The 13,290-nt window shown below is 44.0% G+C and carries 15 protein-coding genes; 9 read left to right on the top strand and 6 right to left on the bottom strand.

The genetic code is table 11. The features are described 5' to 3' along the window. Positions 1–382 precede the first annotated feature (382 nt). Together AC1XUE_RS22375 and AC1XUE_RS22370 are read left to right on the top strand one after the other, a co-directional pair. Positions 383–1,309 (top strand): DMT family transporter, encoded by a 927-nt coding sequence (locus tag AC1XUE_RS22375; RefSeq protein WP_483358241.1) that lies wholly within the window; start codon positions 383–385, stop codon positions 1,307–1,309. A 102-nt stretch (positions 1,310–1,411) separates the two neighbouring features. Continuing rightward, positions 1,412–1,960 (top strand): thioredoxin family protein, encoded by a 549-nt coding sequence (locus AC1XUE_RS22370; RefSeq protein ID WP_483358240.1) that lies wholly within the window; start codon positions 1,412–1,414, stop codon positions 1,958–1,960. 126 nt (positions 1,961–2,086) lie between these two features. Here AC1XUE_RS22370 and prfA read toward each other — a convergent pair whose 3' ends face one another. Beyond that, positions 2,087–3,160 (bottom strand): peptide chain release factor 1, encoded by a 1,074-nt coding sequence (prfA, locus tag AC1XUE_RS22365; RefSeq protein ID WP_483358239.1) that lies wholly within the window; start codon positions 3,158–3,160, stop codon positions 2,087–2,089. Positions 3,161–3,327: 167 nt separating this feature from the next. On the opposite strand from prfA, the gene AC1XUE_RS22360 reads away from it, so the two are divergent. The 5 genes from AC1XUE_RS22360 to AC1XUE_RS22340 all read left to right on the top strand — a co-directional run bounded on the left by AC1XUE_RS22360 (position 3,328) and on the right by AC1XUE_RS22340 (position 6,975). Next, positions 3,328–3,930 carry a hypothetical protein gene (locus AC1XUE_RS22360; protein ID WP_483358238.1) on the top strand — a complete coding sequence of 201 codons (603 nt, stop codon included), beginning with the start codon at positions 3,328–3,330 and terminating at the stop codon, positions 3,928–3,930. A 168-nt stretch (positions 3,931–4,098) separates the two neighbouring features. Further along, positions 4,099–4,665 carry a Crp/Fnr family transcriptional regulator gene (locus AC1XUE_RS22355; RefSeq protein WP_483358237.1) on the top strand — a complete coding sequence of 189 codons (567 nt, stop codon included), beginning with the start codon at positions 4,099–4,101 and terminating at the stop codon, positions 4,663–4,665. A 76-nt stretch (positions 4,666–4,741) separates the two neighbouring features. Beyond that, positions 4,742–5,482, top strand: coding sequence for an SDR family oxidoreductase (locus tag AC1XUE_RS22350; RefSeq protein ID WP_483358236.1), 741 nt, complete (start codon positions 4,742–4,744; stop codon positions 5,480–5,482). A 181-nt stretch (positions 5,483–5,663) separates the two neighbouring features. After that, on the top strand, positions 5,664–6,551 hold the full coding sequence (locus AC1XUE_RS22345) for an SAM hydrolase/SAM-dependent halogenase family protein (protein WP_483358235.1): 888 nt from the start codon (positions 5,664–5,666) through the stop codon (positions 6,549–6,551). Beyond that, entirely contained in the window at positions 6,523–6,975 is a 453-nt protein-coding gene (locus tag AC1XUE_RS22340) for a hypothetical protein (protein WP_483358234.1), read from the top strand. Before AC1XUE_RS22345 ends, AC1XUE_RS22340 begins: the two co-directional genes overlap by 29 nt. A 14-nt stretch (positions 6,976–6,989) precedes the next feature. Here AC1XUE_RS22340 and AC1XUE_RS22335 read toward each other — a convergent pair whose 3' ends face one another. Then, positions 6,990–7,862: an aldo/keto reductase gene (locus AC1XUE_RS22335; RefSeq protein WP_483358233.1), complete on the bottom strand. Its 873-nt coding sequence runs from the start codon at positions 7,860–7,862 to the stop codon at positions 6,990–6,992. 131 nt (positions 7,863–7,993) lie between these two features. Continuing rightward, the gene (locus AC1XUE_RS22330; protein WP_483358232.1) at positions 7,994–8,350 is read right to left on the bottom strand and encodes a DNA gyrase inhibitor YacG; all 357 of its coding nucleotides are present in this window, start codon (positions 8,348–8,350) and stop codon (positions 7,994–7,996) included. A 218-nt stretch (positions 8,351–8,568) separates the two neighbouring features. Between AC1XUE_RS22330 and AC1XUE_RS22325 the strand changes: the two genes are divergently transcribed. Next, positions 8,569–8,904 carry a single-stranded DNA-binding protein gene (locus AC1XUE_RS22325; RefSeq protein WP_483358231.1) on the top strand — a complete coding sequence of 112 codons (336 nt, stop codon included), beginning with the start codon at positions 8,569–8,571 and terminating at the stop codon, positions 8,902–8,904. A gap of 87 nt (positions 8,905–8,991) precedes the next feature. Here the strand turns inward: AC1XUE_RS22325 and AC1XUE_RS22320 are convergent, their stop codons facing one another. Continuing rightward, entirely contained in the window at positions 8,992–10,473 is a 1,482-nt protein-coding gene (locus AC1XUE_RS22320) for a xylulokinase (RefSeq protein WP_483358230.1), read from the bottom strand. A 292-nt stretch (positions 10,474–10,765) separates the two neighbouring features. On the opposite strand from AC1XUE_RS22320, the gene AC1XUE_RS22315 reads away from it, so the two are divergent. Next, positions 10,766–12,229 (top strand): M20/M25/M40 family metallo-hydrolase, encoded by a 1,464-nt coding sequence (locus AC1XUE_RS22315; protein WP_483358229.1) that lies wholly within the window; start codon positions 10,766–10,768, stop codon positions 12,227–12,229. 66 nt (positions 12,230–12,295) lie between these two features. Here the strand turns inward: AC1XUE_RS22315 and AC1XUE_RS22310 are convergent, their stop codons facing one another. Beyond that, positions 12,296–12,613: a DMT family transporter gene (locus tag AC1XUE_RS22310; protein WP_483358228.1), complete on the bottom strand. Its 318-nt coding sequence runs from the start codon at positions 12,611–12,613 to the stop codon at positions 12,296–12,298. Positions 12,614–12,704: 91 nt separating this feature from the next. After that, positions 12,705–13,268, bottom strand: coding sequence for a Crp/Fnr family transcriptional regulator (locus AC1XUE_RS22305; RefSeq protein ID WP_483358227.1), 564 nt, complete (start codon positions 13,266–13,268; stop codon positions 12,705–12,707). Between the last annotated feature and the right edge of the window lie 22 nt (positions 13,269–13,290).

Below are 13,290 nucleotides of genomic sequence, written 5' to 3'. Positions count from 1 at the left end.
TTCATCTCTATGTACGTCTGTGTAACGTAATACTTACCTCGTAGTAGTGATTGCATTTTGTCGTCTGAGCAGTACCCCTGAGTACATTAGATAGAAATTCCCTGTTACATAAAATCGCGTAGCGATGTAATGTTGGTAGAAATCTGAGCGGTTGCGGTAATTACATCTAAATCCCGTCAGGGATGTAATATCAAATACCAGGGAACTATTTCTCTACCGATGTTGCATACCTGACGGCACTTTAAGGAAATCTGCACCCCAACCTTGCTACCAATATTACATGCCTCACGGCATTTTAAAAAGGTAAACTCTGCGATTCTCTTTTTGTCTCCGTACACCTCTGTGTAACCTAATCTCTATCTTTGTAAAAATCTTATTTCCCTTGACTGCCACAGCCGACAACCGCTTTACTTTCCCAGAATCTCAGAAAGGCATTATCCTGATGCTTGGAGCGGCATTTTTCTTTTCGCTTACTTCAGCTATATCCAAGCATATCGGAAAAGAATTCCATATAGTACAGCTTGTATTTTTCAGGAACATTGTCGGGGTTATATTCATTTTATCAAGTATCCGTAATCGGCCATTAGAACAAAAAGGAGGTGGTAAACTCGGACTATTGATTTTTCGCGGTATTGTAGGTACGCTTTCGCTATACCTGCTGTTTTACGCCATCCAGACGCTGGGCCTTGGACGTGCATCCACCTATCAATATACTTATCCTATTTTCCTCGCCCTGCTATCCTGGCTGCTCATAGGAGAAACGCTGAACAAAAGAGAATGGGCGGCTATTTTCATTGGTTTTAGTGGTATACTGCTTGTCTTCAGGCCTGATCTTTCGCTGCTGTGGCGGGACAATGTGCTCGGACTTGGTAATGCAGTATTGACTGCGATCTCGTATGTCTCGATCCGCCAACTTGGCTGGGTGTATGATTCCCGCGCTATTATTTTATCTTTTATGCTGAGTGGCATACTGATGCCGATTATCTCCATGCTGGTTGGAACCTATTTTCCAATGGACGGGCTGGATTTCCTGATCGGTACATTCAAATGGCCTGAAACCGCCGGCCAATGGCTCGCTTTTCTTGCATTGGGATTGACGGCTTTGATAGGACAGAAAATGCTTACACAATCGTTCAGCTACGATAAGGCCGGACGGGTTGCCGCCATTGGCTATTCCAATATCCTTTTCTCTGTGCTGATCGGTTTTTTCATGGGAGAAGCTTTCCCATCCATTTCTTCGCTGGCTGGTATGGGGCTTATTATTGCAGGAGGGATTATGGTATCACTGGCTAAAACCAAGCAGGTATGAGCCTGTCCGAGCTAAAAACCAGGTTCATGGATGAATCCCAGGCCATCAGCCAATTAATTCAATAAAATCTGCGTTATCCACCTATACGTACAAGTTATCAACATGAAAAAGCAGTTTTCCATCTATCCGCTCATTATTCTGGTAATTGCAGTCCTAACGGGCTTCCGTTCTGATGTAGCAGAAAAACCGGCAGACGCCATTCAATGGCTGACGATCGAACAGGCTTATACCAAAATGAAGTCGGAGCCACGCAAGATTCTGATTGATGTGTATACTGACTGGTGTGGTTGGTGCAAGGTAATGGACAAGGAAACTTTTAAAAACAAAGCGGTTGTCGACTATATCAATAAAAAATACTACGCTGTCAAACTAAATGCCGAGCAGAAGGAAGCGATTACGATTGGGTATAAAAAATTTGTGTCGCAGGGCCGTACGCACGAACTGGCGCTGGCACTCACCAACAATCAGCCAAGTTACCCTACCACGGTTTTTCTGGATGACCAGTTTCAGATGATACAGCCTTTACCAGGCTATATGAAAGCGAAGGAGTTCCATGAGGTGATTACGTTTTTCGGAGAAGATTACCACAAAAAGGAGCCTTTCGAAACGTATAAAGGAAAGACGTATCCGGGATTGTACCCGGCGCGGTAATAGTTGGTTCAACCCTTACAGGGTTGCGGGTTTGTGACTAAAATTTCATGACCCCGGATTTTCATCCGGGGCTATTCATATTAAACCCTTACAGGGTTATCTCAAAAGTCCGTCGCCTTAAGTAAATTAAACCGCTTCGCCCTCCTGCATTCTTTCCGCATTTTCAGCGATACGCAGTCTTTCGATAAATTCGGCAATGTCTCCTTCCATTACAGCAGGAAGATTGTACACGGTGTAACCAATGCGGTGATCGGTAATCCGGCTCTGCGGATAGTTATAGGTACGGATCTTATCGGAACGGTCGCCACTTCCCACCATCGTCTTACGTTGTGAACTGATCGCGTCGTTATGTTTTTTAAGCTCTATTTCATACAAACGTGAACGCAGTACGCTCAAAGCCCTGTCTTTGTTTTTCAGCTGAGAACGTTCGTCCTGGCAGCTCACCACCAGACCCGACGGAATGTGCGTCAGACGTACCGCTGAGTACGTAGTGTTTACCGACTGTCCACCCGCTCCCGACGACATAAAAGTATCGATCCTCACATCGCCCATATTGATTTGTACGTCGACTTCTTCTGCCTCAGGCAATACGGCTACTGATGCTGCGGAAGTATGGATACGTCCCTGAGATTCCGTTTGCGGAACACGCTGCACGCGATGTACTCCGGATTCAAATTTCATCTTTCCATATACATCTTCACCCTCCACCTTCACGATGATCTCTTTATAACCTCCGTTGGTACCTTCCGTAAAATCCATGATAGATGTACGCCAACCCATTTTCTCAAAAAACCGTTGGTACATGCGGAACAAATCACCAGCGAATATGGCAGCTTCATCACCACCTGTCCCACCCCGAACTTCGAGAATGATATTACGGCTGTCATTAGGATCTTTTGGAATAAGCAACTCCTTGATTTCCTGTTCAAGGATCTCCATTTTTGGATTAAGCTCATTGAGTTCCTCCTTGGCCATTTCCCTTAAATCCTCATCCTTCTCGTTATCAATCAGCTCCTTGGTTCCTGCAATATCTTTTTGCAGTTTCTGGTAAATGGTATATTTATCAACGATCTTACCCAGGTCCTTGTATTCCTTACTAATTTTGGAATAGCGGGTAGAATCCGAAACGATCTCAGGTTGGATGATTTGTTGCGAAACCTCTTCGAAACGCTCCTTTATAGCTTCTAATTTATCTAGCATGATAATATGGTATCTTGGGGCATGCCCATTTGGGGCACAAAGATAAGGAATATTCAGTTTTGAATGCTGAATGACAGCGTGAATGAAATCTTCCGGTCTGGGAAATAAGGATTAAGAGCCAAAATAACCACCTTTGCATCGCATATTATTGTTCAAATTCTGTCATCATGAAATATCCAAAATACGAGTTTATACGGTCTTTTGCTTATACCGTAGCAGTGCTGGCCATCCTCAGCGGCTGCCAGGCAAAGCGGCTTGAAAATACCAAAGAACTTTCCAGGGAGATCAAGGCGTCGCAGATCAAGCGCGTGACCACCACCCAGCTGATCTATACCATCGACGAATGGGGTAAAAAAATATCCAAAATCACAGAAAAGACTCTTGAGAAAGAACTGGCCGCCAATCCTGAAAAAGCGACAGCCTACTGCAAAGACCTATCCCAAATCCCGCTCATCAGCGCCATGGAAAAAGAATACGGTGTACATATTCAGCTATTGGGAGAAGTAGATATCACCAATAAAGACCTCAATCCAAAAGAAAAAGAACTGCTGGAAGCCTACCTGTATAGTGCAAAAGCCAAGGCAGCAGTGACCGACAACGTACAACAACTAAATGACACCCTCATCGTCTACAACGTCCCCGCTACCGCCGAAAGCCCCGTCTGCAAAGCCTGTATGCCTACCCAGGAAACGCCGTTCGCCGTATGGAGATTATTGTTTAATAAAAAGGATATGATTCGGAAGTTGGATGCAAAGGCGTTGAAGGAGTGAGGGAACTTTGTTTCTTATTTAACTGCTACAAATATCGCAGTGCTCTGCACCTTCGCTCACTATACTATATCAATACATTGCCCGTTCGCCCCGATTTGCAATCGGGGGTAAAACGGCTGAGTATTTGAAAAGTGGCTATTATCTAATCCCAAATCCCTTCAGCCCCTAATGAAACAACTTACAGAATACATCCTACAATTCGGCAACCTGAGGCCTCAGCAAATCGAACTCATCACCAGAAAAGCTACGGAGATGGAGTTTCGGAAAGATGCTTATTTTTCGGAGGCGGGGCATATTCCGCGGCAGGTGGGTTTTGTGGTGGAAGGTGTGTTGCGGGGCTGTTATTACAACAACAAGGGAGAGGAAATCACGCGTTGTTTTATCAGCGAAAATAGTCTGGTAGCCGATTATATCAATTTTGATCTGAATGCCGCTTCATCGGAGTACATCCAGGCATGTACGGATTGTAAACTCATTGTATTTTCAAAACAAGCCTGGGAAGAACTCTCGCAAACGATTGTCGGCTGGGACGCTATCAAAAACAAAATGGTGCAGCTTTGTATGTACAAGAAATCCAGAAATGGGCCTGTCATTTCACAGGACGCCACTACCCGCTATCTGGAATTTATTGACAATTACCCAGCGCTTACCAATCGCATTCCGCTTGTCTACATTGCTTCGTACCTGGGCGTAACGCAACAATCGCTGAGCAGGATCCGGAAAAATATCCGGTAATCCGAATTTACCATTTGGTAAAAAATCCCATTTTGATACGCTGCAATTTTGCTTCATCAATTTAAAAATGAAACAAATGAAATCAGCACTCATTACCGGAGCCAACAAAGGAATAGGGTTCGAAACTGCAAAACAATTACTGCAACAGGGATTTTACGTTTATCTCGGAAGCCGGGATTTACGCAACGGCTTACAAGCTGTTGAAAAATTAAAATCCAACGGCTTCTCCCGGGTTGAAGCCGTACACGTGGACATTACGGATGAAATTGAGGTCAAAGTAGCAAGAGAGGCAATCGGCTCAAGAACGTCTGTTTTGGATATACTGATCAATAATGCGGGTATCAATGGAGGCAGCGCTCCTTACACGGCTCTGGAAGCAAGCCCGGACGAATTCGCTGCAGCCTTTCACACCAATGTCATAGGTACGGCCAGCGTCACAAAGGCTTTTATTGATCTTTTGCGGAGATCCGATGCGCCGAGAATTGTCAACGTAAGTACGAGTGTAGCTTCACTTTCTCTGCAAAGCAACCCCGACTGGCCTGCTTACGATTATGCTAAATACGCAGTATACGCGTCATCCAAAGCCGCTTTGAATATGTATACAGTCCATCTGGCTTATGAATTGCGCAATACGGCTTTTAAGGTCAATGCGGTGTGTCCTGGGTATACCAAAACGGATTTCACAGGAAATAATGGAGGTGAAATAGAAGATGCAGCGAAACGTATTGTGAAATATGCATTGATTGACCAAGACGGCCCGACAGGTCAATTTTTCAGTGAAGAAACTAATCCTTCAACTGGCGAAATTCCATGGTAGGAACCATCTTTATTACGGTGCGCTGCACCTTCCCAATGTATCTTCAGTCCAGGTATAAAACCTCTTACACTAAATTTCCCTTGTTCAAATTGTCCGCATCAAGTAACTTCAACAATCCCTGTCCACACAAGACAATGCTTGAACAAAACCTGACCATTTCCTCACGACACCCGAAAACACCATGCGCTACTTACTCACCTATCTGCTTTCAGCAATCCTGAGTGCCGCCTCTGCCCAGAACAATATGCTTGTTTTCCAATCCGATTTCGGGTTGAAGGACGGAGCTGTAGCAGCTATGAAAGGCGTTGCGGCCGGGGTTTCGCCGGATATTCGCATGTATGACCTTACACATGAGATTCCGGCCTACAACATCTGGGAAGCGGCTTATCGCCTGATGCAAACGGCCCCCTACTGGCCGGCGAGAACTGTGTTTGTGTCAGTAGTGGATCCGGGTGTGGGCACCACACGGAAATCAGTGGTGCTGCTCACGAAATCAGGTCATTATTTCGTAACTCCCGACAACGGCACACTCACACTCGTAGCCGAGCAGCTCGGTATTCAGGAAGTACGGGAAATTGACGAAGCCAATAACCGACGGAAAAACTCCCTGGCTTCATACACATTTCATGGTAGGGATGTATACGCCTACACCGCCGCACGTCTGGCCTCCAAAACGATCTCTTTTGAAAAAGTTGGCCCAAAGCTTCCGGGCAAAGTCGAGTCTATTTCTTATCAAAAGCCCTCGTTTTCCGAAGGCAGAGTACGTGGTAATATTCCTGTTTTGGATATTCAGTATGGTAACATATGGACCAACATCGACAAGGAAACTTTCGCCAGATTGAACGTAAAGATGGGAGAGAAAATAAATGTGACCGTTTTGCATGGTGAGCGCAAGGTGTATGAGGATAAAGTTACTTATGTTAATACTTTTGGAGATGTACCGGAAGGTGAAGATGTTGGCTATTTCAATAGTTTGCTCAACTTTTCACTGGGTGTGAACATGGGTAGCTTTTCAGAAAAATATAAAGTCTACAGCGGAAATGATTGGGGAATTCTTATTTCGAGATAGCAGATTCTGGCAGGAGAAAAGGGAGTTCTGGTTATGGCCATTGATACTGGCTGTTGTGGTGTTAATCGCAATCAACATTTACCGCGGTTATCAAACAGAACTACAAACGAAACAAACCGGGGCACTTATAGAAGTTCCTGTCATACAGAAAATCCGGAGTAACGGAAGTCGTGGCTCAAAAAGTAAAATCGGGATCATGCACGGGCATGTCCCGATCTATATTGTGGCTGGGTCAAGATGGTTTCGCAGTACCACTGTGGGCTCTACCACAAAAGTGATATATAGCCACAAATACCACACCTATCTTGATCCCTACAAGAAATTCGATGTTGACATTTCCTTTATGGCTTTTTTTATATTCATGAGCCTGATCATCACATGGCGGGGTATATGGCTCGGATTATACATCTGGTACTGGAACTAACCGACCACTCCGAATTACCTGGACGCATTATATATCTCATACCAATCCTGATGACTCAGTTTGATATCCGAGGCACTAGCGGCGTTTCTGATCCTGCTTTCTGACTGTGAGCCTATAATAGGCAAAGTACCCAGCTTCATCAGCCACGCTACGGCAGTTTGCTCGATATTGGCATTATACTTCTCCCCGACTTCCTGCAATTTGGCTCTTAGCTTCACAGCATGTTCATCAGTTCCGTTCAGGATTTTCCCGCCGGCCAGAGGAGCCCACGCCAGAGGTTTGCTGAAACATTGTTTAATATAGTCGATACGACCGTCGTCGATAGCCGACGTGTTCATCAGGTTCAGTTCAATATGATTCGTAACAATGGGGATACGCAGGTATGAAGCCAACAGCTGGTGTTGGAATACCGAAAAATTCGTTACGCCTATGTGCTTCGCCTTTCCCGACTTTACAACCTCTGCCAGTGCTCCTGCGGTTTCTTCCGGGTCGGTAAGAAAATCGCTCTGATTGAGTAAAAATATATCCAGGTAATCGGTTTGAAGCCTTTTCAGCGAACCATCAATGCTATTGATGATATGATCGCGGGATGTATCGTAATAGGTAAATTTTCCATTGTCAGAATACCTGATACCACACTTACTGAAAAGTACGATTTCATCTCGACGGAAGGATTTGTTCCGGATGATTTTACCGAAATGCTCTTCTATCGTAAATCGTCCATACACATCGGCGTGGTCAAAGGTGTTGATTCCAAGTTCCAGACACAGATTAATTGTCTTTTCGATATTGGCAGTTGTTACAGAACCTTCATCTGTCCATCTCCAGAAACCATAGATGGCTTCAGATACTTTTGGTCCGGAATCACTTAAACTAACTTTTTTCATTGTGCGGTGGTTTGAATCAGACTGCAAAAATAGCCTAATTTTAGATATATGAAGCTGTCTGTAGCAAGCGATTAGCCCTTGGCATCCAGCTACCTGATAATGAGAAGCTTGCACAGATATGATGCAGAAAACTATTTATCCAGCCTCTTATCTTTCACGATCAGATAAATATCATTGTCCAGCTCCAGGTATCCGTAATCATATACAAAATGATAGACGTTGCCTTTTTGTGTGGGCCGAATACTCGTGATCAGGTTAAGATCAAAACCTTTACTGGTCAATGTAGATTTGCTGCATTTGGCTTTTTCATCCGGACAAATTTCTTCCAGTATTCTCCGGTTCTTGCGAAGCTGGTTATTCATATTCCGGATCAGATTATATGAATCTGAATTTAACCTGTTGTTATATGCGTTCCTGCACATGTCGGAACAAAACTTCTTATCAATCCTGCCTGCCAGCGGCTTGCCGCATTCCAAACAATCTGCCATGGTATTCAATATTAACAAAGAGGTGTGTATATCAACCTTTTATGCAATATATAAAAATTCAATAATTCTTCTATATCCATTTGCAAATGGGTGTAAATGTTTTTAGATGACTGTAAACAGTTAACAACCGAATCGTTTTTCCGAAAGCTTACACCTTTGTCATGTCGATTCAGAAACGGGTTGGCTTCAACAAAAATATTCATCTTAAAATAACAGACATGAACTCAGTAAAATTGATCGGAAACGTAGGACGTGAAATCAACGTAAAAGAATTTGATGACCGTAAACTGATTACCTTCTCGCTGGCTACCAACGAGAACTACATCAACAGAAATAAAGAAGAAGTGAAAAATACCTCGTGGCACACAATCGTTGCATCGGGCCAGGTCGCAACGCAGTGTGAAGCCTTACTTATTACAGGAAAATCAGTATCGGTTGAAGGAAAAATCACCTATCGTCAGTATCAGAATAAAGAAAATCTGACAGTTAAAGTCGTAGAAATTTTTGCCTTCAAGGTAGAGGAAGTGATAAAAAAACAGGAAGCCAGGGTGTGAGAGCGCTGACAAGAATGTGGGAAATAGGATTGGCAGGAAATGGAATGACCTGCCAATCAACTATTTTTCAAATTATTTTAAAAACGATCAGTTACTTAGCAAAGCCTCTTTCCAGTTTGCATAAGCAGTTTTGGTTGCTTCGGTTAGTTGTGCATCCGGTTCGATGGTTTTTACAGCAGTGAGTCCTGTAAATGCTTCCTGACGTGTTTTATAATGACCCAGACCAAACCCGGCCGCACGGGCTGCACCCTGGGCGCCATCTGTATTGATCAGCTCCACAGTCGCTCCGGATACGTTGGCAAAAGTTTCACGGAATACAGGACTCAGGAACATGTTGGCTTCCCCTGCTCTGATATTTTTCAGCGACACACCCACCGTTTCCATAATTTCCATCCCGTAATAAAGTGCGAAAACAATGCCTTCCTGCGCCGCACGTGTCCAATGTCCTAATCCGTGACGGCTGAACTGCAATCCTTTGAAATTAGCACCCGGATCCTGGTTTTCAAGCATACGTTCAGCACCATTTCCGAATGGCAGACATAGCAAGCCATCAGATCCTACCGGCACTTTCGCAGCCAGATCGTTCATCTGAGGATAGGAAACACTACCCTGCATCAGTTCATTACGCAACCAGCCGTTCAGGCTACCTGTTCCGTTCACACACAACAATACGCCATAGCGGGCAGCCTCTGTTACCGGATTTACGTGCAGAAATGTATTGACACGCGACAAAGAATCAAATTTAATCTGATCACTCACCCCATACACTACACCTGAAGTTCCGGCAGTTGCTGCTACTTCACCCGGCTCCAGTACATTCAATGAAAAAGCATTGTTAGGCTGGTCACCCGCGCGGTATGTCACAGGAATCCCTGCTTTCAACCCCAGGGCAGTGGCTGCCTCCGCTGTTACACGTCCTTGTTCCGAGAACGTAGGCAAAACCGTAGGCATTAAGGATGCATCAAAACCGAAATGATTGAAAAGAAAATCAGCAGGTCTGTTGTTTACAAAATCCCAGAATATCCCTTCTGATAACCCGGAAGGTGTTGTTACGATTTCACCGGTAATTTTTGCTGCGAGATAATCTCCAGGCAACATAAACTTATATACTTTGGCATATACATCCGGCTCATGCTGCTTTACCCAACCCAGCTTGGAAGCTGTAAAGTTTCCAGGCGAATTCAATAAATGAGGCAATACATATTCTTCACCAATGGCTTCCATTGCTTTATTACCTACTTCTACGGCACGGCTATCGCACCAGATAATGGAAGGACGAAGCACATTCATATCTTTGTCAACCACCACCAGACCATGCATTTGGTAAGAAATTCCAATTGCAGCCACTTCATCAGCGGCAATTCCGGCTTTGTCCATCACAGCTTTCGAAGCCAGACAGGCATTCTCCCACCATAATTCAGGTTGTTGTTCTGCGAAACCAGGCTTGGGAGCCTCTATCGTCATCTCTTTTTCAGGATAAAATGCTGAGGCAGCCACCGCTCCGGTATCTGCATGGAGTAAACAGGCTTTAACGGAAGAACTGCCTAAATCAAATCCCAGGAAATACATGTTTATTATTTTAAAAGTGATTATATATCTATGAATTTTTAAAGATAAGCGCTAAAACTTACAAAAATGTTCCCGGTAGTAAAGAATTACTCTTAATTAAGTGTAAATTTTACACGTAAATGATTCAGGCTATCTTACATGAATATTAATACCGCATTAATGTGGGAAAAATCATATCTTTAAAAAAGTTTTATTGCGGTAATAGAGACTATTGGAGTCTAAATTGTGTTATCCCCATAGAACCATAATCCTCGCAGGACGAGACAAGGCAAGGAACATTAATATTTTGTTTATGAAGAAAATTGTACAAGTAATTCTATCCGCCTGTTTCCTATTTATTTTCTCCGGCTTTAAACCGAGAGATAAAAAATGGGAAAAGCCCTTCTCCCGATTGGATTCAGAAATACGAAAAAACAGCAAAGCCTATGAAACGCTTGGTGATGCTACAAAAAAAATAGGACACAGGCTTACAGGAAGCAGTAATGGTGCAAGAGCTGAAGAGTATGCTTTCAAATTATTGAAGAGCTATGGCTTCAGTGACGTGGTATACCAACCGTTTGAAGTGGAAGCGTGGATGAGGGATACAGTTACCCTAAGCATTGCACCTGGGAATAGTGATAATTTCCGTGATGTAGGTGTAGTGGCCCTGGCCCATTCACCGGTTGACTCAAAAATTCAGGGTGAGATTATAGACGTAGGTAACGGCCTTCCTGAAGATTTTGAAGCAATCAAAGACAAGGTGAAGGGAAGAGTCGTTTTGGCAAATATCGGGCTCAAAGATGCACCGGGAAAAAAGAACCTGCACCGATCTGAAAAAACGGCACTGGCCATTCAATACGGGGCGACAGGTATCATCATGGTTAACGGTGCTCCCGGCAATATTCTGCTTACCGGAACAGCATCAGTAACCGGTGCCATCATTTCTATTCCGGCTGTATGTATATCCAGTGAAAGTGGTGATGAAGTCCGTAAATGGCTGAAAGAAGAAGCTCCCCTGGAGGCAAATATTGATATGCACAATATCTCCAAACCAATCAAAGCACGTAACATCATTGCTACTTTGAAGGGTAATTCGGACGAAAAGGTCATCATTGGCGGACACCTCGACTCCTGGGATCTTGCCACTGGTGCAATTGACAATGGTATAGGTTCTTTCGCAGTGATGGATATTGCCCGTGCATTCCGATCATTGAAAGTGAAACCGGAGCGTACGATACAATTTGTGTTGTTTATGGGCGAAGAGCAAGGCTTGCTCGGATCCAAACATTTTGTTGAAACGCTCAAGAAATCGGGGGGCATCAACAAGGTTAGTTATATGATGAACCTTGATATGACCAACGACCCATCCGGAGCAAATACGTTCGGTAGGGAAGATATGACTGAATTTTTTACAAACGTCGGAGCCGCAGTACAAAAAGTAGATCCTGAATTTAAAAATGAACTACAAAACAGAGCTGGTCTGCACAGCGATCACCAACCATTTATGCTGGAAGGTGTTCCTATAGCAGGTCTTTCCGGCAGACTCTCTCCGGCGGTGCTGCAATGCTATCATGCCGATTGTGATGATTTCAGTCTGGTGGATAAACAACAGCTCGAAAACACGGTCAGAATAGGTTCCATGTATCTTTATGCGCTATCAATGGCAGATAAGCTGGCAGTTTCCAGACTTTCTGATACGGCTACCAGAGACTTTCTTATTTCGCAAGGCTTAAAACAGGAACTGGAGTTGGGCAAAGAATGGCGATGGGGTAAATAGGAACAGATCAATGAAAAAGCCGCGGCAACTGTCATAAGTACCGCGGCTTTTTGATGGATAGCCTCTCTATTTCGATACTACCTTCAATCCGATGATAGAACCGATCAAGAGGAAAACAAATAATAGACGCCAGAAATCTGAAGGCTCTTTGTAAAAAAAGATACCAATCAGAACGGTACCCACCGCACCTATTCCGGTCCACACTGCATAGGCTGTCCCCAGAGGAATTGTCTGTATCGCCTTATTCAGGAACAAGAAACTCGCACTGACACATAGGAGGAATGCAATACTCCATTTGGTATTGCTGAAATTACCTGACAGTTTCAGACAGGTTGTGAAGCCTACTTCAAAGGCTCCTGCGATCAAAAGAAATATCCAGGCCATTAGTTGAGTGGCGCACACGCGCCTCCATTGATTGTGAAGCAAAGTTCTGCTTCTTAAAGCACAATCAATTTTACATTTGTTAAAAAAGTAATTAGCGCCGTTCAGCGCGAATACGACTTAGGGTGACCTGGCTCACACCCAAATAAGAAGCGATGTGACCTAATTGTATCCTGTTAACAAGTTCTGGGTAATCACGGATGAACTCCTCATATCGCTCAGCGGCCGTCTTAAATTGCTGATTCAGATAGCGCTTATCTGCTTTCACCAGCTCCGATTCGGCAAAACGGCGTCCCCAATTAGACATATCCAGATCAGACTGGTACAAATCCTGCAGGACATGATATGGAATTTTATAAACCACTGACTTTTCAAGAAGCTCTATACTTTCAGAACCCGGCAAATTGGAAAAATAACTTTTCAACGACAACAAAATTTCACCTTCTGCACCAAACCAAAATGTCACATCACGGCCGTCAGCCTGGTGAAAGGCCCTTGCCACACCCTGTTCCAGAAAAAAGAAAGAACGCTCTGTTCTCCCCTCTCGAAGCAACATATATCCCTTAGGCAATTCTTCTCTGATTAGTAAAGGCAAAATAAGATCGATCACCTTTTGACCCGCACCCAGACTTGCTATTTTTTCGATTGTGTTTTTCAAAGATTATACGGTTATGGTCTCC

Source organism: Dyadobacter sp. HNCC25DJ187, assembly GCF_056895255.1.
This window is presented reverse-complemented; position numbering and strand designations above follow the sequence as displayed.

Coding starts and splice junctions, on each gene's coding strand:
- AC1XUE_RS22370 (WP_483358240.1), top strand. CDS start 1,412: ATGAAAAAGCAGTTTTCCATCTATCCGCTCATTATTCTGGTAATTGCA.
- prfA (WP_483358239.1), bottom strand. CDS start 3,160: ATGCTAGATAAATTAGAAGCTATAAAGGAGCGTTTCGAAGAGGTTTCG.
- AC1XUE_RS22360 (WP_483358238.1), top strand. CDS start 3,328: ATGAAATATCCAAAATACGAGTTTATACGGTCTTTTGCTTATACCGTA.
- AC1XUE_RS22355 (WP_483358237.1), top strand. CDS start 4,099: ATGAAACAACTTACAGAATACATCCTACAATTCGGCAACCTGAGGCCT.
- AC1XUE_RS22350 (WP_483358236.1), top strand. CDS start 4,742: ATGAAATCAGCACTCATTACCGGAGCCAACAAAGGAATAGGGTTCGAA.
- AC1XUE_RS22345 (WP_483358235.1), top strand. CDS start 5,664: ATGCGCTACTTACTCACCTATCTGCTTTCAGCAATCCTGAGTGCCGCC.
- AC1XUE_RS22340 (WP_483358234.1), top strand. CDS start 6,523: ATGATTGGGGAATTCTTATTTCGAGATAGCAGATTCTGGCAGGAGAAA.
- AC1XUE_RS22335 (WP_483358233.1), bottom strand. CDS start 7,862: ATGAAAAAAGTTAGTTTAAGTGATTCCGGACCAAAAGTATCTGAAGCC.
- AC1XUE_RS22330 (WP_483358232.1), bottom strand. CDS start 8,350: ATGGCAGATTGTTTGGAATGCGGCAAGCCGCTGGCAGGCAGGATTGAT.
- AC1XUE_RS22325 (WP_483358231.1), top strand. CDS start 8,569: ATGAACTCAGTAAAATTGATCGGAAACGTAGGACGTGAAATCAACGTA.
- AC1XUE_RS22320 (WP_483358230.1), bottom strand. CDS start 10,473: ATGTATTTCCTGGGATTTGATTTAGGCAGTTCTTCCGTTAAAGCCTGT.
- AC1XUE_RS22315 (WP_483358229.1), top strand. CDS start 10,766: ATGAAGAAAATTGTACAAGTAATTCTATCCGCCTGTTTCCTATTTATT.
- AC1XUE_RS22310 (WP_483358228.1), bottom strand. CDS start 12,613: ATGGCCTGGATATTTCTTTTGATCGCAGGAGCCTTTGAAGTAGGCTTC.